Here is a 21,887-nt window from a genome sequence, read left to right as displayed (position 1 = left end):
ATGACACGTCCCTCGCCATCCCCCATCCGTGCCAGCCACGCGCCGGGCCGCCGCCTGCGTCTTGCCCTGGCCCTCGTGCCGCTTGCAGCCCTGAGCGGGTGCATGATCGGGCCGAAATACCATCGCCCCGCCGCCATCGTCTCGGCCCGCTTCAAGGAATTGCGGCCTGAACCCGGTTGGGAAACCGCTAACCCGAAGCTTGCGGAACTGCCCAAGCATGACTGGTGGACCATCTATAACGACCCCGTGCTGAACGGCCTGGAGGCGCAGGTTGCGATCTCCAACCAGAACGTGAAGCAGTACGAGGCCAATTACCGTAACGCGCGCGCCATGATCGACAGCGTACGCGCCCAGCTTTTCCCCACCATCAGTGGCAGCCTTGGCTTCAACCGCGCGGGGCATGGGGCGGGGTCGCTTTCCTCGAGTGGCAGCAATTACGCCAGGGAGGGCTCGACCTACAACACCTATGATATCGGCCCGAGCGCCAGTTGGGATCTCGACATCTGGGGCAAGATCCGCCGGCAGGTGCAGGAGCAGGTAACGGCGGCGCAGGCGAGTGCGGCCGACCTGGCCAACGCCACGCTGTCCTATCAGGCGCAACTGGCCACGGCCTATTTCAACCTGCGCTACCAGGACAGCCTGACCGACCTTTTGCAGCGCTATGTCCACTTCAATGAACAGGCGTTGCAGATAACCCAGAACCAGTTCGAGGCGGGCACGGCAGACCCCACCGCCGTGCTGCAGGCCCGCACCACGCTGGAGCAGAACCGGGCCTCGCTGGTGCAGGCGGGCATCAACCGCGCGCAGTATGAGCATGCCATTGCGGTGCTGGTGGGCAAGCCGCCCGCCGATGTCACGATCGCCCCGGCGGAGCTGTCGCGCACCGTGCCGCCCATTCCGGTCAGCGTGCCAGTCGACCTGCTGCAACGCCGCCCCGACATTGCCGCCGCCGAGCGCACGATGGAGGAATACAACGCCATGATCGGGGCCGACATGGCGGCCTTCTTCCCCGACATCACCATCAATGCCAGCTATTCACAAAGTGGCGGCGACCCGGTGACCTCGCTGATGCAGGCCATGAACCGGGTGTGGTCGCTTGGCGCGTCCGCCACCGAAGTGCTGTTTGAAGGCGGCTCGCGCACGGCGGCCGTGCATGAGGCCAACGCCCAGTATGACAGCGCGGTGGCCACCTACCGCCAGACCGTGCTGACCGCCCTGCAGAACACGGAAGATCAGCTCTCCAACCTGCGCATCCTGGCCGAGCAGAGCCGCCAGCAGCAGAAGGCGCTCGACTTTGCCAACCGCACGGTCGAGGTCTCGCTCAACCAGTACCAGGCCGGCACCGCGATCTACACCACCGTCATCACCAACGAGAACTCGGCCCTGAGCGATGCCGAGACGCTGCTTGGCATCCAGCAGCAGCGCATGGTCGATAGCGTGAGCCTGGTGCAGGCACTTGGCGGCGGGTGGGATGCCTCGCGCCTGCCCAGCAAGAAATCGCTGCAGAAGGATAATCCCCTCCTGCCCTCCTTCATCCAGAAGGACACGAACAAATAGGCATGAAAAACCCCCTGGGCCGCATGGCACAGGGGGTTTTTTCGATAAAGCCGGACCGGTTGCTACCGGAATAATGTATTGGCCGAGAACAGTACCAGCAGCACCACGACCACAAAGCAGAGAATGGCGATAAAGAACAAAATCTTCGCCATTCCGGCCGAAACGGCGGAAATGCCGCTGAAGCCGAACACGCCGGCCACCAGCGAGACAATAAGAAAAAACAGCGCCAGTTTCAGCATGGCTTATTTCCTTGCAAATCAGTCATGCCCCATTCAACGCGGCAGCATGGCATATGTTGCCTCAGCCGCGCCTGCGGCGCAGGAACGCGGTCACGATAAAGCCGAGAAAAGAGGCGCCAAGCAGCGCCACGAGCGGGCGGTCGGCGGTCACGTCACGCAGGCTGTCGCAGATCTCGCCCATGCCCTGCTGGGCTGCACCGCCCGCACCCTGCATGCGGGCTGACAGCGGCATGCCGGAATCACCGACAAAACCATCCAGCCCATCCTGAAGGCGGCCAATGCCTTCCTCGAGATGCGCTTCAAGATTGGGGGGATTTGTCATGTTCTGTCTTCCCTGTGCTTGCCGGGAGCACAGGCCCGACCGCCCTGCCCCCATGCCTTCATGCCCACCTGCGCCAGGCAGGGTGAGTGCCGAGACTTATCATATCTCCGATGCCTGCCAATAGGCCGCATCCTCGCCGGGGTCGGGTTCACCGGCAATGAGCCGCCTCATCCGCTCGGCCATGGCCTGCACGGCAGCCCCCTCACGCGGGCGTGGCCCCACCATGAAGTCACCCTTCACGCCTGCCGGGTGGCCGTGCAGGATGATGATCCGGTCAGCGAGCAGCAGGGCCTCGTCAAGGTCATGGGTCACGAACAGCACCGTGCCCTGCCTGCGGGCATGAATGTCGAGCAATTCGCGCTGCAGGCTGGCGCGCGTAATCGCATCAAGCGCGCCAAAGGGTTCATCCATAAGCAGCAGGTCAGGCTCGACCGTCAGCGCCCGTGCCACGCCAACGCGCTGGCGCTGCCCGCCCGAAAGCTGGCGGGGCCAGCGTGCCGCCCTGTCGGCCAGTCCCACCAGTTCAAGGGCGGCCATGGCGCGGGCATGGCGCTCGGCACGGTTCAGCCCCAGCCCCTCAAGCCCGAGTTCTACATTGCGCCGCACGCTGCGCCACGGCATGAGCTTGGCATCCTGAAACACCATGGCGGCGGGCCGATGCGCCTGCGCGGGGCGCGATTGCAGGCTCACCTGCCCCTCGCTTGGGGGCATAAGCCCCATGATGACGCGCAGCAGCGTGGACTTGCCCACGCCTGAAGGACCAAGCAGCGCCACGAACTCACCGGCCCGGATTTCAAGATCGACATGACGCAGGATGAAACTGCGCCCGTGATCGTGCGACAGGCCGATATTCTCCAGCCGCACCACGATTTCCGCCGTGCTGGCGGGGTCTGTTTCGCATTTTGCCATCGTGTTCATCCCTGCCAGCCCAGAAGCCTGCGCCGCACCAGCATGAACAGCATGTCGGTCACGGCATAGAGCAACGCCATGGTAAGCATGTAGACCACCACCAGATCGGTTGCGAGCAGGCTTGACGCCTGCATCATCCGCGCGCCAATGCCCGGCACGCCGAACAGCTCCGCCGCCACGACTGACATCCAGGCCTGCCCGATGCCCGTGCGCAGCCCATCGAGCACGCCGGGGCTTGCGGCAGGCAGCACCACCGTGCGCAACCGCGCCCAGAAGCCCCCATGCCCGAAGGCGGCGGCAACCTCGTACAGGTCCGGGTCGATGGCGCGTACCGCCCCGTAAGCGGCGTAAAAATTGATCCAGAAGACCGAGATGGCGATGATGAACGTGGCCCCCGCCGTATTCAGCCCGAACCACAATATGGCGAACGGCACCCACGCCAGGCCCGGAATGGGGCGCAGCACCCGCACGATGCCCGAGAGCAGGCCATCAAGCACCGGCAGCGCCCCACACAGCAGCCCAACCAGCGTGCCCGTGACCGAGCCGGCTACGAGGCCCGTCAGGTAATGGGTCAGGCTGTCACGGATGGCCTGCACCCATGCCCCGCTGCGCACCTCATCCAGCCATGCCGGGCCGAGGCTGGAGGGCGCAGGCAGGAAACCGGACTGTATCCACCCCCCACGCACCGCTCCTTCCCACACGCCAAACAGCACAGCCAGCCCAGTCAGCCCGAGAGCGGGGCGCAGCAGGCGGGCGCGGGCCTGACTCATGGCCGGGCCTGCCGGTAGGTTTCAAGATCGAACAGGTCGGCCACCGGCTCCGCCTTGCGCAGCAGGCCGCTTTCAACCTCGAAATCCTGCAATTTGCCCACGGCCGCCATAATCCGCTCGGGATCGGACACATAGCCACCTGCCGAGGCCTTCAGCGCCTCGACAATGATCGCCTTGGGTAGCATGCCGCCGCCAAGTGCCTGCTGCACGTAAGGCGCTGCCTGCTCGGGGTCGGTTGCAAGAAGCTGCGTGGCCTTGACGAAAGCGCCGACAAACGCTGGTTTCCACGCCGCCCGGTCAGGCGCGTTTGCATTGACGATGGCCAGCACCGATCCCGGCTGGCCGGGCATGAGGTCATGACCCGAGGCCAGCACCCGTGTTGCGGGCAGACGATGGCGGATGATGGTCAGCGCGGGTTCACGCAGGATGGCGCTATCCACCGCGCCTGCCAGAAAGGCCTGCTGGGCAGCATCGATATCAATACCGACAATGTCGGCCACCTGCGCCGGGTCGAGTCCGTTGCCTACCTTCAGCCAGTAGCGCAGCAACGTATCTGGCACCGAACCGAGCGGCTGGGCGGCAATCTTGGGCTTGTGGCCATCCTTGGCCGTAAAGTCAGCCAGGCGCTGGCGCAGCGCGTCAGGGGGGAACGTTGCAGGCTGCTCGGGCAGGCCCGTTGCCAGATCCCCGCGCGCGACAACTTCGAGTTCCTCCGTCGCCGCACTGGCCACCACCTTGACATCCGCCCCATGCGCGCGGGCCTGCAACAGCGGCAGCACGCCCGCCACATAGGCATCAATCTTGCCCGAAATCAGCGCCTGTATGGCCTGCGGCCCGGACTGGAAGCGCACAAGCTGCAAATCCATGCCCGCATCCTGCCCCCAGTTCGTGCCCTGCATGACAAAAAGCGGTGCCGAACCGATGACCGGAATATAGCCCACCCGCACGGAGGCCGCCTGCGCCGCGCCGCACAGCATCATCACGCTGGCCATGGCATAAAGCCCGCGCCGTAACAAATGCCCCCAGATTTTTGCTGCCATGTTCTACGCCCCATCCTGCCGCACAGGTAAAACCCTGCTGGTAAGAGATTTTTTGAAAACACCGATTGATAAAAGATGTCACGCATCGCCCGCCTTCAGGCCAGACGATATGGCACGACGTCTTTTGAACAGAAGCCAAGTGTATTAATCAGTAATGTACGAAATACCGCCTGTATATCTATATAACGATGAAAAAAGATCAATTAGGTTCAGGACACAAAAAAACCCGGCATAAAGCCGGGTTTCCTTGAAGGAACAGGGTTCCTCAGGCTGCCAGGTTTTCTTCCGTGGCGGCCTCGGGGCGCGGACCGCTGTCCTGGCCCTTGGCCGACACGTCGCGGTCAACCAGTTCGATCACAGCCATATCGGCCGCATCGCCATGGCGCATGCCTGCACGCAGCACGCGGGTGTAACCACCCGAACGCGCCTTGTAGCGGTCAGCCACGGCAGCAAACAGCTTGGACACGATCTTGTCGTCACGCAGCTGGGCGAAAGCCTGGCGGCGGGCATGCAGATCGCCGCGCTTGCCAAGGGTGATCAGCTTTTCCACGACCGGGCGGAGTTCCTTCGCCTTGGGCAGCGTGGTGGTGATCTGTTCGTGCTTGATCAGGGCGACAGCCATGTTGCGAAACATGGCCTGTCGATGGGACGAGGTAACGCCGAGCTTACGGCCGGCAACACCGTGACGCATGATGTAATTTCCTGTTTTATCCGGTTCGGAGGATCAGAACGGCTCGTCGAGCCTCTTGGCCAGATCTTCGATATTTTCCGGCGGCCATGCCGGCACATTCATACCCAGTGAAAGCCCCATGGCGGTCAGGACTTCCTTGATCTCGTTGAGCGACTTGCGGCCGAAATTCGGGGTGCGCAGCATCTCCTGCTCGGTCTTCTGAACCAGATCACCGATATAGACGATGTTGTCGTTCTTCAGGCAGTTGGCGCTACGGACCGACAGCTCAAGCTCATCAACCTTGCGCAGCAGGTTGCGGTTGAACGGCAGGTCATCCTGCGGCTCTTCCGTACGCACCGTGCGCGGCTCATCGAAGTTGATGAACAGCTGAAGCTGATCCTGCAGGATACGCGCGGCCAGGGCCACGGCATCTTCAGGGGTCACGGCGCCGTTGGTTTCCACCGTCAGCAGCAGGCGGTCATAATCGGTGACCTGACCCACGCGGGTCTGCTCCACCTTGTATGACACGCGACGGACCGGCGAGTAGATGGCATCGACCGGGATCAGGCCAATCGGCGCATCTTCCGGGCGGTTTGCCGCTGCCGGAACATAGCCCTTGCCCATATTCACGGTGAATTCCATCCCGAACTTCACCCCTTCATCAAGGGTGCAGATCACGAGATCGGGGTTCATGACTTCAATGTCATGCCCGGTCTGGATCTGGCCGGCACGCACTTCACCAGGGCCAGTGGCCGTCAGCACCATGCGCTTGGGGCCTTCGCCATGCATGCGCAGCGCGAGCTGCTTGATGTTCAGCACGATGTCGGTCACGTCTTCACGAACGCCCGCCACCGACGAGAATTCATGCAGCACGCCGTCAATCTGGATTGCCGTAACCGCAGCCCCCTGCAGGGACGACAGCAGAACCCGACGGATCGCGTTGCCCAGCGTCATGCCGAAGCCGCGTTCCAGCGGCTCGGCTACGACGGTAGCAATGCGTGAAGGTTCCGCCCCCGGTTCGACTTCCAGCTTTTCCGGCTTGATCAGGGATTGCCAGTTTTTCTGGAGGACCAAGGTAATGGCCTTTCAAGACTGATCTGCCACCCGAAAGTGGCAGATGGTACCCTTTGGCAGGATACCGGAATGACAATCTTCCCCTGCATGCAGGGGAAATACGACTAAGGCAGACGGCGTATCAGACGCGACGGCGCTTGCGGGGGCGGCAGCCGTTATGCGGCACCGGCGTCATGTCACGGATGGCCGTGATCGAGAAACCGACAGCCTGCAGCGCGCGCAGGGCGCTCTCACGCCCCGAACCCGGACCGGAAACCTCGATCTCCAGCGTTTCCATGCCGTGCTCGCGGGCCTTGCGGCCTGCATCTTCAGCAGCAACCTGCGCCGCATACGGCGTGGACTTGCGCGAGCCCTTGAAACCCTGGGCACCAGCGGAAGACCAGGCAATCGCATTGCCCTGCGCATCCGAGATGGTGATCATGGTGTTGTTGAAGGTGGACAGCACATGCGCCACACCGGAGATGATGTTTTTCCGCTCTTTCTTACGAATACGCGGAGCCGCAGCTTTCGCCATAATTTTCTCGATCCTGTCAGTTCAAACGGTGCACGGAACCCGCAGGCTCCATGCACTCATACCAGGCAATCCGCTGATTAGCGGGTCGCCTTCTTCTTGCCCGCAATAGCCACGGCCTTACCCTTGCGGGTACGGGCGTTGGTATGAGTCCGCTGACCATGGACAGGCAGGCCACGACGGTGGCGCAGGCCACGGTAGCAGCCGAGGTCCATCAGGCGCTTGATGTTCATCGCCACTTCACGGCGAAGGTCACCTTCAACGCGGTAATCGCTGTCGATCAGTTCACGGATCTTGCCGATCTCATCGTCAGACAGTTCGTTGACGCGCCGCTCAGCCGGAATTTCCAGCTTGTCGCAGATCGCCTGGGCCTTGGTGGCCCCGATACCATAGATATAACGAAGGCCAATTGTGACCCGCTTGTTGCTAGGGATGTTCACGCCGGCAATACGTGCCACGCCACTTACTCCTCGTCCGCCCTGATTCAGGGCACTAACTATCAGGCAGGGCTGCGTCACACCACCCGCCCTGTCTGGCGGGAGCATCGTGAACATACCGGTTTACGGACCGGCCAACCCCATCATCATACATTCTGGCCCTACGAGCCGCCCCTCATGGACGACTCACACGACGCTCATACCTTGAGGGCGCGCAATATACTGCTGCCCCCCATTGAGTCAATTATTTTGCATCACTTTTTAGTGATACAGTCGATAACACCAAAGACCTGCTTCGTCACGTCATCGATATCCGCCATGCCATCCACACGGTACAGACGGCCTTCCGCCTCGTAATAAGGCAGGATCGGCGCCGTGAGTTCCCGATAGGTCTTCAGGCGCGCGGCTACGGTGTCCCGGCGGTCATCCTCGCGGCGGATGAACTCGTGGCCACCACATACATCGCATGTGCCTTCCACCTTCGGCCGCTTGGACACGTCGTTATACCCCGCGCCGCACTTGGCGCAGGTGTAACGGCCCGCGATCCGGTCGGCCAGGGCATCCTCGTCCACATCGAGCAGCAGCACCGCATCGATGTGCTGCCCGCTGCGGGCCAGCATGGCGTCAAGCGCTTCCGCCTGAGCCCGCGTGCGCGGGAATCCATCAAGGATGAACCCCTTGGCGCAGTCCGGCTGGCGGATGCGGTTTTCAATCATGGAAATGATCAGGTCATCGGACACAAGCTGCCCGTTCGCCATGACCGCCTTGACCTTCTGCCCGAGCGGGCTGCCGGTCGCGACTTCAGCCCGCAGCATGTCGCCGGTTGAAATCTGGGCGATTCCGTAGCGTTCTTCCAGCCGCTTTGACTGGGTGCCTTTTCCAGCACCCGGCGGCCCGAGAAAAATAATATTCACCGCATTTTGCCCTTTCGGCCCCGTCCGCGACGCATGAGGCCCTGATACTGATGCGCCACCAGATGCGACTGCACCTGTGTTACGGTATCGATCGTCACGGTCACGATAATGATCAGACTCGTACCACCAAAATAGAACGGCACGTTGTAATGGCTGATCAGGATCTGCGGCAACAGGCAGACAGCGACAAGATAGAGCGCGCCAATCGTCGTGATGCGCGTCAGGATCCGGTCAAAGAACGCCGCCGTATTGGCGCCAGGCCGGATGCCGGGCACAAAGCCGCCCTGCTTGCGCAGGTTCTCCGCCGTCTCCTGCGAGTTGAACGTCACCGCCGCATAGAAATACGAGAAGAACACGATCATCGCCGCATAGAACAGCATGTAGAGCGGCTGCCCCTGCCCCAGCGATTGCCCCAGGAAGGACAGCCAGCCAGGCATCGAACTGTTATTGACGAATCCCGCAATGGTCACGGGAATCAGCAGCACCGATGAGGCGAAGATCGGCGGAATCGAGCCCGCGGTGTTCACCTTGAGCGGCATATGCGTCGAGTCACCGCCAAACATGCGCTGGCCGACCTGCCGCTTGGGGTACTGGATCACCACGCGCCGCTGTGCCAGTTCCATGAACACGATGAACGCGATGGTCACCGCGGCCAGCACCAGGAAGACCAGCACGAAGAAGGGCGAGAGCGCCCCGGTATAGCCAAGCTGGAACAGGCTTGCGAGCGCATTGGGCAGGTTTGCCACGATACCTGCGAAGATGATCAGCGAGATGCCGTTCCCGACCCCCCGCGACGTTATCTGCTCGCCCAGCCACATCAGGAACATGGTGCCGCCCACCAGCGTCAGCACGCACGAGACGATGAAGAACAGCCCCGGCGAGACAACGGCCGAGCCCGCCTCCGTATGCATGTTCTCCAGCCCGATGGCGATGCCGTAGGCCTGGAACAGCGCAATGACCACCGTCAGGTAGCGGGTATATTCATTCAGCTTGCGCCGCCCGCCCTCGCCTTCCTTCTTCAGGGCCTCAAGGGAGGGAATGGCCGCCGACATGAGCTGCACGATGATCGAGGCACTGATATAGGGCATGATGTTGAGTGCGAACACGGTCATGCGCCCTAGCGCACCACCCGTGAACATATCGAACATACCCAGGATACCGCCCTGATGCCGGGCCAGAAGCTGCCCCATCACCGTCGCATCGACGCCAGGGACGGGGATATAGGTGCCAATCCGGTAGACGATCAGCGCACCAAGGGTAAACCAGATACGCTTCTTCAGTTCCGTTGCGTTGGCAAAGGAGCTGAAATTCAGATTGGCAGCCAACTGTTCGGCCGCGGAGGCCATGCGCCCATCCTTTCACAAGAACAGCGCCACCGCCGAAAACGGGACGCTGTCATGATAAAAAAAACCGCAGAAAGTAATAAAGCGATGCGCCCGCCGAGTGCAAGCAGCATCGCTTTTATCATGCTTCGGGTACAGAACGTGCCTGTGCCCCCAGCCGGTCATTCGGCGGCAGGAGCCTGCTGCTTCTGGACCTTGACCTGCACCTTGCCACCAGCCTTTTCAACGGCGGCAATGGCACCGGCCGAAGCACCGGACACTTCAATGGTCACGGCGTGGTTCAGCGCGCCATCGGCAAGCAGGCGGATGCCGTCAAAGCGGCCTGACCCGGCCAGACCGGCCTTGGTCAGGATCTCTTCCGTCACCACGGCCTTGGCATCGATCTTGCCAGCAGCAATCGCCTTGTCGAGCACGCCCAAGTTCACCACCGCATAGTCCTTGCGGAAGATGTTCTTGAAGCCGCGCTTGGGCAGACGACGGTAGATGGGCAGCTGACCGCCTTCAAAACCGTTCAGCGACACACCGGAGCGTGCCTTCTGACCCTTCACACCCTTGCCCGACGTCTTGCCCTTGCCAGAGCCGATGCCGCGACCAAGGCGCTTCTTGCGATAGCGTGCGCCCTCGTTGTCACGAAGTTCGTTCAGGTTCATCTCAATCCTCCACCTTGATCAGGTGGGACACCTTGCGGATCATGCCACGAACCGAAGGGGTATCCTCCAGCTCGCGGGTACGACCGATCTTGTTCAGGCCCAGGCCCACCAGCGTAGCCTGCTGGCCCGGCTTCTGGCCATTGCCAGAATGCACCTGGGTAACGCGAATGGTTGCCTTGGTATCAGACATCGGCCGCAGCCTCCGTCGCTACCGCAGCCTCGCGGCGCCCCAGAATGTCCGAAACCTTCTTGCCACGGCGGTTGGCAACCGAACGCGGGCTGGCGCAACGCTCCAGCGCGGCGAACGTCGCCTTGACCATGTTGTGCGGGTTGCGGGTGCCGAGCGACTTGGCCACCACGTCATTGATGCCCAGGCTCTCGAACACGGCGCGCATCGGACCACCGGCAATGATTCCCGTGCCTGCATCAGCAGAGCGCAGGACAACCTTGCCCGCTCCGAAGTGACCGGCCACATCGTGATGCAGCGTACGGCCTTCCTTCATCGGAACGCGGATCATCGTCCGCTTGGCGCGGTCGGTTGCCTTGCGGATCGCCTCGGGAACCTCACGGGCCTTGCCCGCGCCGAACCCTACGCGACCCTTCTGGTCACCAACAACAACCAGTGCCGCGAATGCAAAGCGGCGACCGCCCTTTACAACCTTGGCAACACGATTGATCGTGACCAGCTTGTCGACCAGATCGTCGCCTTCGCGGTCACGATCGCGACCACCCCGGCCGCCTTCTCTCGGTTCACGTGCCATTATGCGTGACCCTTTCGTCAGAACGAGAGACCGCCCTCACGGGCAGCCTCCGCCAGGGCCTTGATACGCCCATGATACAGATACGAGCCGCGGTCGAAAACGACCTTCGACACACCAGCAGCCACCGCGCGCTCGGCAAGAAGCTTGCCGACTGCACCGGCTGCCTTCACGTCCGTACCACCCTTGAGGGTGGAACGCAGATCCTTGTCGAGGGTCGAAGCTGCGGCCAGCGTGCGGCCAGCGGCATCGTCGATCACCTGCGCGTAGATATTCTTGCCCGAACGGAACACCGACAGACGCGGACGGCCACCACTCTTGAGGCGAAGCTGGAAACGGAGACGCTGGCGCCGCCGCTCCCGCAGATCCTTCTGCGTGCTCATTATTTCTTCTTGCCTTCCTTGCGACGGATGGTTTCCGTTTCATAACGGACACCCTTGCCCTTGTAGGGCTCAGGCTTGCGGAAGCTACGGATATCAAGCGCAACCTGACCAACCCGCTGCTTGTCGATCCCCTCGACAGTCACGGCCGTCGGCCGCGGGGTGGTGATCTTGATCCCTTCGGGAATCGCATAGACGATATCATGCGAATAACCGAGGTTCATGACCAGGTTCTTGCCCTGCACCGCAGCACGGTAACCGGTCCCGGAGATTTCCAGTGTCTTGGAAAACCCTTCCGACACACCCTTGACCATGCTCGCGATCAGGGAGCGCGTGGTGCCCCACATCATGCGGGCCTGGGCTTCGGTGCCAACCGGCTTTACCGCAACCTTGCCATCCGCAACATCAACGGCAACGTGACCGGACAGCGGCAGCTTGAGCTCGCCAAGCTTGCCCTTCGTGGTCAGCACGCCACCAGCAACGGAAACCTGAACACCCGACGGAACTTCGACGGGATATTTGCCCACTCGCGACATTTATCCCTCCTCAGAACACACGGCAGAGGACTTCACCGCCAACATTGGCAGCGCGGGCCTCCGCATCGGACAGAACACCACGCGGCGTCGACAGGATCGACACACCCAGCCCGGCATAGACACGCGGCAGTTCCTTGATCTTGGAATAGACGCGGCGCCCCGGCTTGGACACACGGTGGATTTCTTTGATGACCGGCTCGCCATCGAGATATTTCAGCTCGATGCGCAGCTGGGCCACACCCTTGCGCAGTTCCTCACGCGAGAAACCACGGATATACCCCTCGCGGCGAAGCGCCTCGAGAACACTGGCGCGCAGCTTGGAAGCCGGCGCCACGCAGGCAGCATGCCGTGCACGCTGCGCGTTGCGGATCCGGGTGAGCAGATCACCCAAAGGATCAGAAAGTGACATCGTTCCCTGCCCTTACCAGCTTGACTTGACCATGCCCGGGATCTGACCATTAGAGGCCAGGTCGCGCAGGGCGATACGGCAGAGTTCAAACTTTCTGTAATTGGCGCGAGGACGCCCGGTGAGCTTGCAGCGCAGGCGCACGCGCACGCGCGAGCCATTGCGAGGAAGTTCAGCAAGCTTGAGCGACGCATCGAAGCGATCTTCAACCGGCAGAGACCGGTCCATGATGATGTTCTTCAATGCAGTCCGCTTAGCCCGGTCCCGGTCTGCCATGCGCTCGCGCTTGACATTCCGGTTTACGGCGGAAATTTTGGCCATGCCTTGTTTTACCCTCCGGAACCTGTCGGGCCAGTCCCAACGGTTTTCCAAACAACGTGTGTATTAGGTCTTCTGGACTTCAGACGGAAGCCCTTTCGCTACATTTTATGCAGCGAAGGGCAGATCAAACGCCTTCAGCAGAGCCTTCGCTTCCGCATCCGTCTTCGCAGTGGTCACGAAGATGATGTCCATGCCGCGGATCTCGTCTACCTTGTCGTATTCGATTTCCGGGAAGACAATCTGTTCCTTCAGCCCCATCGCGAAGTTGCCACGGCCGTCGAAACCCTTGTTCGCCGGCAGCCCGCGGAAATCACGCACGCGCGGCAGGGCGATCGTCACGAAACGATCCAGGAATTCGAACATCTGGGCACGGCGCAGCGTCACCTTGCACCCGATGGGCAGACCTTCACGGATCTTGAAGCCGGCGATCGCCTTCTTGGCAACCGTCTTGACCGGCTTCTGACCAGCGATAAGGGTCATTTCCTTGACCGCCGCGTCGAGCTTCTTCTGGTCGCCAGCGGCTTCGCCAACACCCATGTTCAGGACAATCTTCTCGAGACGCGGAACCTGCATCTCGTTCTTGTACCCGAATTCCTCACGCAGCTTCGCGCGCAGCTCGTCCTGATAACGCTGCTGCATGCGCGGCAGGGCGCGGGCTTCTTTCACTTCAGACATTCCCGCCCCCTCAGCCTTCGATTACTTCGCCGGTCGCCTTGGCGACACGAACCTTGCGACCATCTTCCAGAACGCGGAAGCCGACCTTCGTCGGGTCGCCGCTCTTGGGGTCGATCAGCTTCAGGTTGGACAGGTGCACCGGCATTTCCTTCTGGACAATGCCGCCCTGCTCACCCATGCGCGAAGGACGGGTGTGACGCTTCGCAATGGCTACGCCACGCACCACGGCCTTGTTGGCTGCGGGCAGGACCGTAACGACCTCGCCACGGGTTCCCTTGGAACCACCGGTGGTGACCAGAACCTGGTCACCCTTCTTGATACGAGCAGCCATTACAGCACCTCCGGTGCCAGCGAGATGATCTTCATGAACTTGCGGGCACGCAGCTCACGCACGACCGGGCCAAAGATACGGGTACCGATCGGCTCCTGCTGCTTGTTGATCAGCACGGCCGCGTTGCGGTCAAAACGGATGGCGCTGCCATCAGCCCGGCGCACGGGGTAGGAAGTGCGCACGATCACCGCCTGGTGAACGTCGCCCTTCTTGACCTTGCCGCGGGGAATGGCTTCCTTGACGGACACGACAATCACGTCGCCGACCGAGGCAGACTTCCGCTTGGAACCGCCCAGTACCTTGATGCACTGCACCTGACGGGCGCCGGAATTGTCGGCGACGTCAAGGTTGGTCTCGGGATGGATCATGGTCTATGCCTTCTTTACGCCTGGGCGCCAGACGCAGCACCGGCGGCTGCCGCGAGCGGCTGGCCATTCCGGACAACGACCGTCCAGGTCTTGCGGCGGGAAATCGGCTTGCATTCTTCAATGCGCACCGTGTCGCCCACCTTGCATTCGTTCAAGCCGTCATGCGCCGCATACTTCTTCGAGCGGCGAATGAACTTCTTATACAGCGGGTGGATAATGCGACGATCGACAAGAACCGTAACGGTCTTGTCCATCTTGTCGCTCGTTACCCGCCCGGTCAGGACGCGCCTTGGCATCGCCCGTCTCCCTTCAGGACTTTGCTGCCGGCGCGTGGCCAGCAGAACTCTTCTTAACAACCTCGGTCGCAATCGTCTTCACGCGCGCGATCTCACGACGCACCACGCGCATACGGGACTGCCCCTCGGTCTGGCCGGTCGCATGCTGAAACCGAAGATTGAACTGCTCGCGCTTCAGATCGACGAGAAGCGTATCCAGTTCTTCAACAGTCTTGGCACGCAGATCGGCGGGCTTTGTTGCCTTTGCCATCTCACGCCTCTCCGATACGGGTCACGAACTTGGTCTTGATCGGCAGCTTTGCCGCACCGAGAGCCAGCGCTTCACGCGCGACTTCCGGCGGCACGCCTTCGATCTCGAACAGGATTCGACCCGGCTTCACACGAGCCACCCAATATTCGGGCGACCCCTTGCCGGACCCCATACGCACTTCTGCCGGCTTTGTCGAGACCGGAAGATCAGGGAAAATCCGAATCCAGACGCGACCCGCACGCTTCATGGCGCGGGTAATGGCCCGGCGGGCCGCTTCGATCTGGCGGGCCGTGATCCGTTCAGGCTGGAGAGCCTTCAGGCCAAAAGCCCCGAAATTCAGGGTTGTGCCGCCCTTGGCCAACCCATGAATGCGCCCTTTGTGGGCCTTGCGGTACTTTGTCCGCTTGGGAGAAAGCATTTTTCAAATCCTCACGCGCCGCCTGGCGCATCTAGGTCCATTGGACCCCGCAATTAGCGCTGCGGGGCCTGTTCGGCGGCGCGACGGTCCTGCGCCAGCGGATCATGGGCAAGAATCTCGCCCTTGAAGATCCAGACCTTCACACCACAGGTGCCATAGGTCGTCTTGGCGGTCGCCACACCGTAGTCGATATCCGCACGCAGCGTATGCAGCGGCACCCGACCTTCACGATACCACTCGACGCGCGCGATTTCCGCGCCGCCAAGGCGGCCCGAGCAGTTGATCCGGATACCCTGCGCACCCAGGCGCATGGCGGACTGCACGGCGCGCTTCATGGCGCGACGGAAGGCCACACGACGCTCGAGCTGCTGGGCGATGTTCTCGGCCACCAGGGTCGCATCGATTTCCGGCTTGCGGATCTCGACGATGTTCAGCGCCACATCGGTCTTGGCCATGCGGGCCAGGTCCTTGCGCAGCACATCAATGTCCTGGCCCTTCTTGCCGATCACCACGCCGGGGCGTGCCGCGTAGATGGTCACGCGCGGCTTCTTGGCCGGGCGCTCGATCACCACGCGGGACACGCCAGCACCAGCCAGCTTGCGGCGCAGGTAGGCGCGCAGCTTCAGGTCATCATGCAGCAGGCGGGCGTAGTCCGCATCGGCGTACCAGCGGCTGTCCCATGTCCGGTTAATACCGAGCCGAAGCCCGATCGGATTAACTTTATGTCCCATGGATCAGGCCGCCTTCTTTTCGGTTTCAGCTTCGGGCTTCTTTTCGGCCACGACGATCGTCAGGTGGCTGAAGAACTTCTCGATGCGGGCCGAACGGCCACGACCACGTGCGTGGAAACGACGCATCACGATCGACTTGCCCACCTCAGCGCGGGCAACAACCAGCTGGTCAACGTCCAGCTGATGGTTGTTCTCGGCATTGGCGATCGCACTTTCCAGCGTCTTCTTGACCTGCTGGGCAATGCGACGCTTGGAGAATGTGAGGGTGGCGATTGCCTGCGCGGCCGGCTTGTTGCGGATCAGGCCCGCAACAAGGTTCAGCTTGCGCGGGCTGATGCGGATGTTCCGCGTCAGCGCCTGCGCCTCGGTTTCCGCGAGCGTGCGCGGATGCTTAGGCTTGCTCATGTTCAGCCCCGCTTCGCTTTCTTGTCCGAAGAATGACCCGTGAAGGTACGGGTCGGTGAGAACTCACCGAACTTGTGGCCCACCATGTTCTCGGAAACCTGCACGGGCAGGAATTTGTGCCCGTTATAGACGCCGAACGTCAGTCCGACGAACTGCGGCAGGATGGTGGATCGACGCGACCAGATCTTGATCACTTCGTTACGGCCCGACGCGCGCGATGCATCGGCTTTGTTCAGCAGATACCCGTCTACGAACGGGCCCTTCCAGACGGAACGTGCCATCTTAAATGCCCCTTACTTGCCGGTCTTCCGGCGACGGATGATCAGACTGTCCGTACGCTTGTTGACCCTGGTCTTGTAACCCTTAGTCGGCTTGCCCCATGGCGTAACCGGATGACGCCCACCCGAAGTGCGTCCTTCACCACCACCATGCGGATGGTCAACCGGGTTCATGACGACACCACGGTTGTGCGGGCGGCGGCCCAGCCAGCGATTGCGACCGGCCTTGCCCAGGTGCTGGTTCATGTTGTCCGGGTTGGACACGGCACCGATGGTGGCCATGCATTCCGCACGCACAACACGCAGCTCACCGGACTGCAGCTTGATCTGGGCATAGCCCATGTCCTTGCCGACCAGCTGCGCATACGTGCCAGCCGAGCGGGCGATCTTGCCACCAGCACCGGCCTTGAGCTCGATGTTGTGGATGATCGTGCCCACCGGAACGGCAGACAGGGGCATGGCGTTGCCCGGCTTGATATCGGCGCGCGCACCGGCGATGACTTCGTCACCCACCTTCAGGCGCTGCGGCGCGATGATGTAGGCCAGTTCGCCATCGGCATACTTGATGAGCGCGATGAACGCCGTACGGTTGGGATCGTATTCCAGCCGCTCCACCGTGCCGACCACGTCGAACTTGCGACGCTTGAAGTCAACATAACGATAGGACTGCTTGTGTCCGCCACCGATGAAACGCGAGGTGGTGCGGCCGTGGTTGTTACGGCCGCCGCTCTTGTTCTTCCCCTCGGTCAGGCCCTTGACGGGCTTGCCTTTCCACAGCTCCTTGCGGTCGATCAGAACCGTTCCGCGCAGGCTGGGGGTAACTGGATTAAAGTGCTTCAATGCCATTTCTTGTCACCCCGCGTCAGACCAGCTTCGCGGTCAGGTCGATGGACTGACCTTCTGCAAGCTGAACAAACGCTTTCTTAACATCCGAACGCTGGCCGGGACGTCCCTTGAAGCGCTTGGCCTTTCCCTTCTGGATGAGCGTGTTCACACCCAGAACCTTCACGCCAAACAGCGTCTCGACCGCAACCTTGATCTCCGGCTTCGTGGCGCTGATCGCAACCTTGAAACCAACCTGGTTCTTCTCGGAAAGGGCGGTCGCCTTTTCCGTGATCAGGGGGGAGCGGATGATGTCGTACATCGCTTCCCGAGACATGCGTTCCGCCTTCTTGCGGATTGCCAGGATGTTGGTCATGCCAGACGCTCCTTCAGACCCTCAACCCCGGCGCGCGTGATCGCGAGCACATCGTGGTTCAGGATGTCGTAGACATTGGCGCCCACCGTCGGAAGAATATCGATCTTCGGCAGGTTGCGCGCAGCACGGCCAAAGTTCTCTTCAACCGCGGCATCCACGATCAGCGCGGATGTCCAGCCCAGGACCTTCAGCTTCTTCGCCAGCTCGGCCGACTTGCCCGAGGCGGTGGCGGCGTCGAGCACCACCAGCTTGCCTTCCGCCGCCTTCTGCGACAGGGCGGAAATCAGGCCAAGGCGACGCACCTTCTTGGGCAGGTCATAGCCATGGTCACGCACCACGGGACCATGAACGATGCCACCGGTGCGGTACTGCGGCGCACGCAGCGAACCCTGGCGGGCGCTACCCGTGCCCTTCTGGCGGTACGGCTTCTTGGTCGTGCCGGAGACTTCCCCCATGCCCTTGACCTTGTGCGTACCAGCCCGGCGCTTGGCCAGCTGCCAGTGCACCACACGCGCCAGAATGTCCGTGCGCGGCGTTGCGGCGAAAATCTCGTCGGGAAGGCTGGCGGTACCTGCGCTTCCGTTATCGAGGGTTTTGATCTCGTAATCCATTGCCCTCTATCCTCAGCCCGCAGCCTCAACCAGGGCCGCCGGATACGGCGCCTCGGCATGACGGGCCTTCTTGATCGCATCACGAACGAGAACCGTTTCATTCTTTCCGCCCGGCACGGAGCCGCGGATCATGATCAGGTTCTTTTCGGCGTCAACAGCCGCAACCTCAAGGTTCAGCGTAGTGATACGCTCGGAACCGAGATGGCCGGCCATCTTCTTGTTCTTGAAAACCTTGCCCGGATCCTGGCGGTTACCCGTGGAACCGTGCGAACGGTGACTGATCGAGACACCGTGGGTGGCTTCGAGACCGGCAAAGTTCCAGCGCTTCATCGCGCCGGCAAAACCCTTACCCTTGCTGGTGCCGGTAACGTCCACCTTCTGCCCCACCACGAAATGGGCGGCGGACAGAGAAGCCCCGACTTCCAGGACGGCGTCATCCGATACACGGAATTCCGCCAGCTTCTTCTTGGGCTCGACCTTGGCCTTGGCAAAATGGCCGCGGTTCGGCTTGGACACATTTTTGACCTTGGCCTTGCCCGCGCCAAGCTGGACGGCTGTGTAGCCATCACGCTCGGTGGTGCGAACATCAACCACCTGCAGATCATCAAGCTGCAGGACAGTCACCGGCACATGTGTGCCGTCTTCCTTGAACAGCCGGGTCATACCCAGCTTTTTTGCGATCAATCCGGTGCGCATCGTCTGGACCTTAGAGTTTAATCTCGACATCTACGCCAGCGGCGAGGTCGAGTTTCATGAGAGCGTCCACGGTCTGCGGGGTCGGCTCGACAATGTCGAGCAGCCGGCGATGGGTCCGAATTTCGAACTGCTCGCGGCTTTTCTTATCCACGTGGGGGGAGCGGTTTACGGTAAACCGTTCAATATGCGTCGGCAGCGGGATAGGACCCCGAACCCGCGCACCCGTACGCTTCGCCGTATTGACGATCTCCTTCGTGCTGTTGTCTAGCACCCGATGATCGTACGCCTTCAGGCGAATGCGGATGTTCTGGTTGTCCATCTTTCTGTTTCAGTCCAACTTTACCTGATTCGGGGGAACCCGATCCGCAATGGAAACCCGGCCGGATTGCTCCGACCGGGATGCCACAGTTCAGTTACTGTCCAATCACGCCGTGATGGAAGCAACAACACCTGCACCAACGGTGCGGCCACCTTCGCGGATAGCGAAGCGCAGGCCTTCATCCATGGCGATCGGAGCGATCAGCTCGACATCCATGGCGACGTTATCGCCAGGCATGACCATTTCCGTGCCTTCCGGCAGGTGAACGACGCCGGTGACGTCGGTCGTGCGGAAATAGAACTGCGGACGATAGTTGGTGAAGAACGGCGTGTGACGGCCACCCTCTTCCTTCGTCAGGATGTAGGCTTCCGCCTTGAACTTGGTGTGCGGGGTGATCGAACCCGGCTTTGCCAGCACCTGGCCACGCTCAACGTCTTCACGCTTCGTGCCACGCAGCAGCGCGCCGATGTTGTCACCTGCTTCACCACGATCAAGCAGCTTGCGGAACATTTCCACGCCGGTCACGGTCGTCTTCTGCGTCGGGCGCAGACCAACGATCTCGATTTCGTCGCCAACGTTCACGGCGCCACGCTCGACACGGCCCGTCACCACGGTGCCACGGCCCGAGATGGAGAACACGTCTTCGATCGGCATCAGGAACGGACGGTCGATCGGACGCTCCGGCTGCGGGATGTATTCGTCCACAGCGTTCATCAGGTCCATGACGCGGTTTTCACCGACTTCGGCGTCGCCATCTTCCAGCGTCACCAGGGCCGAACCCTTGATGATGGGGATATCGTCGCCGGGGAACTGGTAAGCGGAAAGCAGCTCGCGCACTTCCATCTCAACCAGCTCGAGCAGCTCGGGATCATCAACCTGGTCAACCTTGTTCAGGAAGACGACCAGGGCCGGCACGCCAACCTGGCGGGCAAGCAGGATGTGCTCGCGGGTCTGGGGCATCGGGCCATCAGCGGCCGACACGACCAGGATCGCGCCGTCCATCTGCGCGGCACCGGTGATCATGTTCTTCACATAGTCAGCATGGCCGGGGCAGTCGACGTGTGCGTAGTGACGCTTCGCGGTCTCGTACTCGACGTGGGCGGTCGAGATGGTGATGCCACGGGCGCGCTCTTCCGGCGCGGCGTCGATCATGTCGTACGCCTTGAATTCCGCGCCACCGGCCTTCGCCAGCGTCTTGGTGATAGCAGCGGTCAGCGAGGTCTTGCCGTGATCGACGTGACCAATCGTGCCGATGTTGCAGTGCGGCTTATTCCGCTCAAATTTAGCCTTTGCCATCGTTTTCTCCGTTAACTCGGCCTCGTGCCGAGAGTCGGGTTGGAAAGTTCCGTTTCGGAAGCCGGGCCGGTGAATAGACCGGCCTGACCGCCTTTACCAGCGGTAATGACTGAATGCCTTGTTGGCTTCTGCCATGCGGTGCGTGTCTTCGCGCTTCTTGACCGCGGCGCCACGATTGTTGACGGCGTCAAGAAGTTCGTTCGACAGGCGATCCTGCATGGTGTTCTCGCCACGCTTGCGCGAGGCGTCGATCAGCCAGCGGATGGCCAGCGCCTGACGACGCTCGGCCCGGACTTCGACCGGAACCTGGTAGGTGGCGCCACCAACACGGCGGGAACGCACCTCGACAGCCGGCTTGACGTTGTCCAGCGCGCTGTGGAACATGACCACAGGGTCCGCAGCTGCACCACCACGGCGGCGCAGCACCTCAAGGGCGCCATAGACGATCCCTTCAGCGGTGGACTTCTTGCCGTCGTACATCAGGGCGTTCATGAAACGCGTAATGACGACATCACCAAATTTCGGATCGGGAAGAATCTCGCGCTTGACTGCGCGATGACGGCGACTCATGCCTCGTTATTCCTTTTACTTAGGACGCTTCGCGCCATAGAGCGAGCGACGCTGACGACGCTTGGCGATACCCTGGGTGTCCAGAACGCCGCGCAGGATGTGATAACGCACGCCAGGAAGATCCTTAACGCGACCACCACGGATCAGGACAACGCTATGTTCCTGGAGGTTATGCCCCTCACCCGGAATATAGCTCACAACCTCATAACCGTTGGTCAGGCGTACTTTTGCCACCTTACGCAGAGCCGAGTTCGGCTTCTTCGGTGTGGTTGTGTAAACACGAGTGCAAACGCCACGCTTCTGCGGACAGCCCTGCAGGGCAGGAACCTTATTGCGTTTGGCTGCGGGTTCGCGACCTTTCGCGATCAACTGGTTGATGGTCGGCATACGCCTTTCCCGATCCTTACAAAATTCGGCCGGCCAACCCCATATCTGGTTGCCGACTGTCGTTCACAACAAAACCCCAACGAATGACAACCATCCGTTCGGGCATCATATTTACATCCGGCCTGGGCAGCCCGATTCCCGGACTGCGGCACCGCATGTCTGCATGCTGCATTCGACGGCCAACGACGTCTTTCAGACAGGGCTAGCCGAGGGCGCGTTAC

36 protein-coding genes are annotated in these 21,887 nt (G+C 61.5%); 1 reads left to right on the top strand and 35 read right to left on the bottom strand.

Annotated features, from left to right (window positions below):
* A complete protein-coding gene (locus tag QEG70_RS09345) occupies positions 1–1,557 on the top strand; it encodes an efflux transporter outer membrane subunit (protein ID WP_308720407.1) in 1,557 nt (518 codons plus the stop codon).
* Between the two features lie 62 nt (positions 1,558–1,619).
* On the opposite strand, the gene QEG70_RS09340 is transcribed toward QEG70_RS09345, so the two are convergent.
* The 35 genes from QEG70_RS09340 to rpsL all read right to left on the bottom strand — a co-directional run bounded on the left by QEG70_RS09340 (position 1,620) and on the right by rpsL (position 21,666).
* On the bottom strand, positions 1,620–1,796 hold the full coding sequence (locus QEG70_RS09340) for a DUF1328 domain-containing protein (protein WP_082770653.1): 177 nt from the start codon (positions 1,794–1,796) through the stop codon (positions 1,620–1,622).
* A gap of 61 nt (positions 1,797–1,857) precedes the next feature.
* Positions 1,858–2,118 (bottom strand): hypothetical protein, encoded by a 261-nt coding sequence (locus QEG70_RS09335; RefSeq protein ID WP_078524547.1) that lies wholly within the window; start codon positions 2,116–2,118, stop codon positions 1,858–1,860.
* 99 nt (positions 2,119–2,217) lie between these two features.
* Positions 2,218–3,027 (bottom strand): ABC transporter ATP-binding protein, encoded by an 810-nt coding sequence (locus QEG70_RS09330; RefSeq protein ID WP_308720406.1) that lies wholly within the window; start codon positions 3,025–3,027, stop codon positions 2,218–2,220.
* A 5-nt stretch (positions 3,028–3,032) separates the two neighbouring features.
* The gene (locus QEG70_RS09325) at positions 3,033–3,797 is read right to left on the bottom strand and encodes an ABC transporter permease (protein ID WP_308720405.1); all 765 of its coding nucleotides are present in this window, start codon (positions 3,795–3,797) and stop codon (positions 3,033–3,035) included.
* Entirely contained in the window at positions 3,794–4,837 is a 1,044-nt protein-coding gene (locus QEG70_RS09320; protein WP_308720404.1) for an ABC transporter substrate-binding protein, read from the bottom strand. The genes QEG70_RS09325 and QEG70_RS09320 overlap by 4 nt, the downstream gene beginning before the upstream one ends.
* A 265-nt stretch (positions 4,838–5,102) precedes the next feature.
* Positions 5,103–5,528: a 50S ribosomal protein L17 gene (rplQ, locus tag QEG70_RS09315; RefSeq protein ID WP_061271359.1), complete on the bottom strand. Its 426-nt coding sequence runs from the start codon at positions 5,526–5,528 to the stop codon at positions 5,103–5,105.
* A gap of 33 nt (positions 5,529–5,561) precedes the next feature.
* Positions 5,562–6,581 carry a DNA-directed RNA polymerase subunit alpha gene (locus tag QEG70_RS09310; RefSeq protein ID WP_007399646.1) on the bottom strand — a complete coding sequence of 340 codons (1,020 nt, stop codon included), beginning with the start codon at positions 6,579–6,581 and terminating at the stop codon, positions 5,562–5,564.
* Between the two features lie 121 nt (positions 6,582–6,702).
* Entirely contained in the window at positions 6,703–7,095 is a 393-nt protein-coding gene (gene rpsK, locus QEG70_RS09305; protein ID WP_003621069.1) for a 30S ribosomal protein S11, read from the bottom strand.
* A 77-nt stretch (positions 7,096–7,172) separates the two neighbouring features.
* Complete coding sequence (gene rpsM / locus QEG70_RS09300; RefSeq protein ID WP_061271361.1) at positions 7,173–7,550, bottom strand: 30S ribosomal protein S13; 378 nt, start codon at positions 7,548–7,550, stop codon at positions 7,173–7,175.
* 233 nt (positions 7,551–7,783) lie between these two features.
* Positions 7,784–8,443: an adenylate kinase gene (locus QEG70_RS09295; RefSeq protein ID WP_308720403.1), complete on the bottom strand. Its 660-nt coding sequence runs from the start codon at positions 8,441–8,443 to the stop codon at positions 7,784–7,786.
* Positions 8,440–9,789 carry a preprotein translocase subunit SecY gene (gene secY, locus QEG70_RS09290; RefSeq protein WP_308720402.1) on the bottom strand — a complete coding sequence of 450 codons (1,350 nt, stop codon included), beginning with the start codon at positions 9,787–9,789 and terminating at the stop codon, positions 8,440–8,442. Before secY ends, QEG70_RS09295 begins: the two co-directional genes overlap by 4 nt.
* Before the next feature lie 158 nt (positions 9,790–9,947).
* Positions 9,948–10,436, bottom strand: coding sequence for a 50S ribosomal protein L15 (rplO, locus tag QEG70_RS09285; RefSeq protein WP_172157783.1), 489 nt, complete (start codon positions 10,434–10,436; stop codon positions 9,948–9,950).
* Position 10,437: 1 nt separating this feature from the next.
* A complete protein-coding gene (rpmD, locus tag QEG70_RS09280) occupies positions 10,438–10,626 on the bottom strand; it encodes a 50S ribosomal protein L30 (RefSeq protein ID WP_061271369.1) in 189 nt (62 codons plus the stop codon).
* Positions 10,619–11,197: a 30S ribosomal protein S5 gene (gene rpsE, locus QEG70_RS09275; protein ID WP_014105019.1), complete on the bottom strand. Its 579-nt coding sequence runs from the start codon at positions 11,195–11,197 to the stop codon at positions 10,619–10,621. The genes rpmD and rpsE overlap by 8 nt, the downstream gene beginning before the upstream one ends.
* A 17-nt stretch (positions 11,198–11,214) precedes the next feature.
* The gene (gene rplR / locus QEG70_RS09270) at positions 11,215–11,577 is read right to left on the bottom strand and encodes a 50S ribosomal protein L18 (RefSeq protein ID WP_078524555.1); all 363 of its coding nucleotides are present in this window, start codon (positions 11,575–11,577) and stop codon (positions 11,215–11,217) included.
* Entirely contained in the window at positions 11,577–12,110 is a 534-nt protein-coding gene (rplF, locus tag QEG70_RS09265) for a 50S ribosomal protein L6 (protein WP_061271373.1), read from the bottom strand. Before rplF ends, rplR begins: the two co-directional genes overlap by 1 nt.
* Positions 12,111–12,120: 10 nt before the next feature.
* Entirely contained in the window at positions 12,121–12,519 is a 399-nt protein-coding gene (gene rpsH, locus QEG70_RS09260; protein ID WP_010506719.1) for a 30S ribosomal protein S8, read from the bottom strand.
* A gap of 12 nt (positions 12,520–12,531) precedes the next feature.
* Positions 12,532–12,837 carry a 30S ribosomal protein S14 gene (gene rpsN, locus QEG70_RS09255; RefSeq protein ID WP_061271375.1) on the bottom strand — a complete coding sequence of 102 codons (306 nt, stop codon included), beginning with the start codon at positions 12,835–12,837 and terminating at the stop codon, positions 12,532–12,534.
* A 105-nt stretch (positions 12,838–12,942) separates the two neighbouring features.
* Entirely contained in the window at positions 12,943–13,512 is a 570-nt protein-coding gene (gene rplE, locus QEG70_RS09250; protein ID WP_061271377.1) for a 50S ribosomal protein L5, read from the bottom strand.
* 10 nt (positions 13,513–13,522) lie between these two features.
* Entirely contained in the window at positions 13,523–13,843 is a 321-nt protein-coding gene (gene rplX / locus QEG70_RS09245) for a 50S ribosomal protein L24 (RefSeq protein WP_010506725.1), read from the bottom strand.
* The gene (gene rplN, locus QEG70_RS09240) at positions 13,843–14,211 is read right to left on the bottom strand and encodes a 50S ribosomal protein L14 (RefSeq protein WP_061271379.1); all 369 of its coding nucleotides are present in this window, start codon (positions 14,209–14,211) and stop codon (positions 13,843–13,845) included. Before rplN ends, rplX begins: the two co-directional genes overlap by 1 nt.
* A 14-nt stretch (positions 14,212–14,225) precedes the next feature.
* Positions 14,226–14,507 carry a 30S ribosomal protein S17 gene (gene rpsQ, locus QEG70_RS09235; RefSeq protein ID WP_061271381.1) on the bottom strand — a complete coding sequence of 94 codons (282 nt, stop codon included), beginning with the start codon at positions 14,505–14,507 and terminating at the stop codon, positions 14,226–14,228.
* 13 nt (positions 14,508–14,520) lie between these two features.
* Complete coding sequence (rpmC, locus tag QEG70_RS09230) at positions 14,521–14,757, bottom strand: 50S ribosomal protein L29 (protein ID WP_110567219.1); 237 nt, start codon at positions 14,755–14,757, stop codon at positions 14,521–14,523.
* Between the two features lies 1 nt (position 14,758).
* Positions 14,759–15,175: a 50S ribosomal protein L16 gene (rplP, locus tag QEG70_RS09225; RefSeq protein ID WP_007399626.1), complete on the bottom strand. Its 417-nt coding sequence runs from the start codon at positions 15,173–15,175 to the stop codon at positions 14,759–14,761.
* A gap of 53 nt (positions 15,176–15,228) precedes the next feature.
* Positions 15,229–15,906 (bottom strand): 30S ribosomal protein S3, encoded by a 678-nt coding sequence (gene rpsC, locus QEG70_RS09220; RefSeq protein WP_061271387.1) that lies wholly within the window; start codon positions 15,904–15,906, stop codon positions 15,229–15,231.
* Between the two features lie 3 nt (positions 15,907–15,909).
* Positions 15,910–16,311 carry a 50S ribosomal protein L22 gene (gene rplV / locus QEG70_RS09215; protein WP_007399624.1) on the bottom strand — a complete coding sequence of 134 codons (402 nt, stop codon included), beginning with the start codon at positions 16,309–16,311 and terminating at the stop codon, positions 15,910–15,912.
* A gap of 2 nt (positions 16,312–16,313) precedes the next feature.
* Positions 16,314–16,592, bottom strand: a complete 279-nt coding sequence (gene rpsS / locus QEG70_RS09210) for a 30S ribosomal protein S19 (RefSeq protein WP_007399623.1) — start codon at positions 16,590–16,592, stop codon at positions 16,314–16,316.
* A gap of 12 nt (positions 16,593–16,604) precedes the next feature.
* A complete protein-coding gene (rplB, locus tag QEG70_RS09205) occupies positions 16,605–17,435 on the bottom strand; it encodes a 50S ribosomal protein L2 (protein WP_061271389.1) in 831 nt (276 codons plus the stop codon).
* 16 nt (positions 17,436–17,451) lie between these two features.
* On the bottom strand, positions 17,452–17,748 hold the full coding sequence (locus tag QEG70_RS09200; protein ID WP_172157796.1) for a 50S ribosomal protein L23: 297 nt from the start codon (positions 17,746–17,748) through the stop codon (positions 17,452–17,454).
* Between the two features lie 35 nt (positions 17,749–17,783).
* A complete protein-coding gene (gene rplD / locus QEG70_RS09195) occupies positions 17,784–18,398 on the bottom strand; it encodes a 50S ribosomal protein L4 (protein WP_061271391.1) in 615 nt (204 codons plus the stop codon).
* Positions 18,399–18,410: 12 nt separating this feature from the next.
* Positions 18,411–19,094 carry a 50S ribosomal protein L3 gene (gene rplC, locus QEG70_RS09190; RefSeq protein WP_061271393.1) on the bottom strand — a complete coding sequence of 228 codons (684 nt, stop codon included), beginning with the start codon at positions 19,092–19,094 and terminating at the stop codon, positions 18,411–18,413.
* Positions 19,095–19,104: 10 nt separating this feature from the next.
* Positions 19,105–19,413, bottom strand: a complete 309-nt coding sequence (gene rpsJ / locus QEG70_RS09185; protein ID WP_007282720.1) for a 30S ribosomal protein S10 — start codon at positions 19,411–19,413, stop codon at positions 19,105–19,107.
* A 105-nt stretch (positions 19,414–19,518) separates the two neighbouring features.
* Positions 19,519–20,709, bottom strand: a complete 1,191-nt coding sequence (gene tuf, locus QEG70_RS09180) for an elongation factor Tu (RefSeq protein ID WP_078524560.1) — start codon at positions 20,707–20,709, stop codon at positions 19,519–19,521.
* A 93-nt stretch (positions 20,710–20,802) separates the two neighbouring features.
* Positions 20,803–21,279, bottom strand: a complete 477-nt coding sequence (gene rpsG / locus QEG70_RS09175; protein ID WP_007399617.1) for a 30S ribosomal protein S7 — start codon at positions 21,277–21,279, stop codon at positions 20,803–20,805.
* A gap of 15 nt (positions 21,280–21,294) precedes the next feature.
* Positions 21,295–21,666, bottom strand: coding sequence for a 30S ribosomal protein S12 (rpsL, locus tag QEG70_RS09170; protein WP_003621118.1), 372 nt, complete (start codon positions 21,664–21,666; stop codon positions 21,295–21,297).
* Positions 21,667–21,887 lie beyond the last annotated feature (221 nt).

Source organism: Komagataeibacter xylinus, from assembly GCF_031081985.1.
Classification (GTDB): Bacteria; Pseudomonadota; Alphaproteobacteria; order Acetobacterales; family Acetobacteraceae; genus Komagataeibacter; species Komagataeibacter xylinus_E.
The sequence above is the reverse complement of the archived record's forward strand: the minus strand, read 5'-3'. Positions and strand labels throughout refer to the sequence as shown.

Bases quoted from the DNA above. Each gene is read 5' to 3' on its own strand.
- rplB (WP_061271389.1), bottom strand. From the start codon at position 17,435: ATGGCATTGAAGCACTTTAATCCAGTTACCCCCAGCCTGCGCGGAACG.
- rpsK (WP_003621069.1), bottom strand. From the start codon at position 7,095: ATGGCGAAAGCTGCGGCTCCGCGTATTCGTAAGAAAGAGCGGAAAAAC.
- rplX (WP_010506725.1), bottom strand. From the start codon at position 13,843: ATGGCTGCTCGTATCAAGAAGGGTGACCAGGTTCTGGTCACCACCGGT.
- QEG70_RS09335 (WP_078524547.1), bottom strand. From the start codon at position 2,118: ATGACAAATCCCCCCAATCTTGAAGCGCATCTCGAGGAAGGCATTGGC.
- rplC (WP_061271393.1), bottom strand. From the start codon at position 19,094: ATGCGCACCGGATTGATCGCAAAAAAGCTGGGTATGACCCGGCTGTTC.
- rpsN (WP_061271375.1), bottom strand. From the start codon at position 12,837: ATGGCCAAAATTTCCGCCGTAAACCGGAATGTCAAGCGCGAGCGCATG.
- rpsL (WP_003621118.1), bottom strand. From the start codon at position 21,666: ATGCCGACCATCAACCAGTTGATCGCGAAAGGTCGCGAACCCGCAGCC.
- rpmC (WP_110567219.1), bottom strand. From the start codon at position 14,757: ATGGCAAAGGCAACAAAGCCCGCCGATCTGCGTGCCAAGACTGTTGAA.
- QEG70_RS09325 (WP_308720405.1), bottom strand. From the start codon at position 3,797: ATGAGTCAGGCCCGCGCCCGCCTGCTGCGCCCCGCTCTCGGGCTGACT.
- rplO (WP_172157783.1), bottom strand. From the start codon at position 10,436: ATGAACCTGAACGAACTTCGTGACAACGAGGGCGCACGCTATCGCAAG.
- rpmD (WP_061271369.1), bottom strand. From the start codon at position 10,626: ATGTCTGATACCAAGGCAACCATTCGCGTTACCCAGGTGCATTCTGGC.
- rpsJ (WP_007282720.1), bottom strand. From the start codon at position 19,413: ATGGACAACCAGAACATCCGCATTCGCCTGAAGGCGTACGATCATCGG.
- rplP (WP_007399626.1), bottom strand. From the start codon at position 15,175: ATGCTTTCTCCCAAGCGGACAAAGTACCGCAAGGCCCACAAAGGGCGC.
- rplE (WP_061271377.1), bottom strand. From the start codon at position 13,512: ATGTCTGAAGTGAAAGAAGCCCGCGCCCTGCCGCGCATGCAGCAGCGT.
- rpsG (WP_007399617.1), bottom strand. From the start codon at position 21,279: ATGAGTCGCCGTCATCGCGCAGTCAAGCGCGAGATTCTTCCCGATCCG.
- rpsE (WP_014105019.1), bottom strand. From the start codon at position 11,197: ATGGCACGTGAACCGAGAGAAGGCGGCCGGGGTGGTCGCGATCGTGAC.
- QEG70_RS09200 (WP_172157796.1), bottom strand. From the start codon at position 17,748: ATGTCTCGGGAAGCGATGTACGACATCATCCGCTCCCCCCTGATCACG.
- QEG70_RS09340 (WP_082770653.1), bottom strand. From the start codon at position 1,796: ATGCTGAAACTGGCGCTGTTTTTTCTTATTGTCTCGCTGGTGGCCGGC.
- secY (WP_308720402.1), bottom strand. From the start codon at position 9,789: ATGGCCTCCGCGGCCGAACAGTTGGCTGCCAATCTGAATTTCAGCTCC.
- rpsS (WP_007399623.1), bottom strand. From the start codon at position 16,592: ATGGCACGTTCCGTCTGGAAGGGCCCGTTCGTAGACGGGTATCTGCTG.
- rplR (WP_078524555.1), bottom strand. From the start codon at position 11,577: ATGAGCACGCAGAAGGATCTGCGGGAGCGGCGGCGCCAGCGTCTCCGT.
- rpsC (WP_061271387.1), bottom strand. From the start codon at position 15,906: ATGGGACATAAAGTTAATCCGATCGGGCTTCGGCTCGGTATTAACCGG.
- rplQ (WP_061271359.1), bottom strand. From the start codon at position 5,528: ATGCGTCACGGTGTTGCCGGCCGTAAGCTCGGCGTTACCTCGTCCCAT.
- rpsH (WP_010506719.1), bottom strand. From the start codon at position 12,519: ATGTCACTTTCTGATCCTTTGGGTGATCTGCTCACCCGGATCCGCAAC.
- rplN (WP_061271379.1), bottom strand. From the start codon at position 14,211: ATGATCCATCCCGAGACCAACCTTGACGTCGCCGACAATTCCGGCGCC.
- QEG70_RS09330 (WP_308720406.1), bottom strand. From the start codon at position 3,027: ATGGCAAAATGCGAAACAGACCCCGCCAGCACGGCGGAAATCGTGGTG.
- rplD (WP_061271391.1), bottom strand. From the start codon at position 18,398: ATGGATTACGAGATCAAAACCCTCGATAACGGAAGCGCAGGTACCGCC.
- rplF (WP_061271373.1), bottom strand. From the start codon at position 12,110: ATGTCGCGAGTGGGCAAATATCCCGTCGAAGTTCCGTCGGGTGTTCAG.
- rplV (WP_007399624.1), bottom strand. From the start codon at position 16,311: ATGAGCAAGCCTAAGCATCCGCGCACGCTCGCGGAAACCGAGGCGCAG.
- rpsQ (WP_061271381.1), bottom strand. From the start codon at position 14,507: ATGCCAAGGCGCGTCCTGACCGGGCGGGTAACGAGCGACAAGATGGAC.
- tuf (WP_078524560.1), bottom strand. From the start codon at position 20,709: ATGGCAAAGGCTAAATTTGAGCGGAATAAGCCGCACTGCAACATCGGC.
- QEG70_RS09345 (WP_308720407.1), top strand. From the start codon at position 1: ATGACACGTCCCTCGCCATCCCCCATCCGTGCCAGCCACGCGCCGGGC.
- QEG70_RS09320 (WP_308720404.1), bottom strand. From the start codon at position 4,837: ATGGCAGCAAAAATCTGGGGGCATTTGTTACGGCGCGGGCTTTATGCC.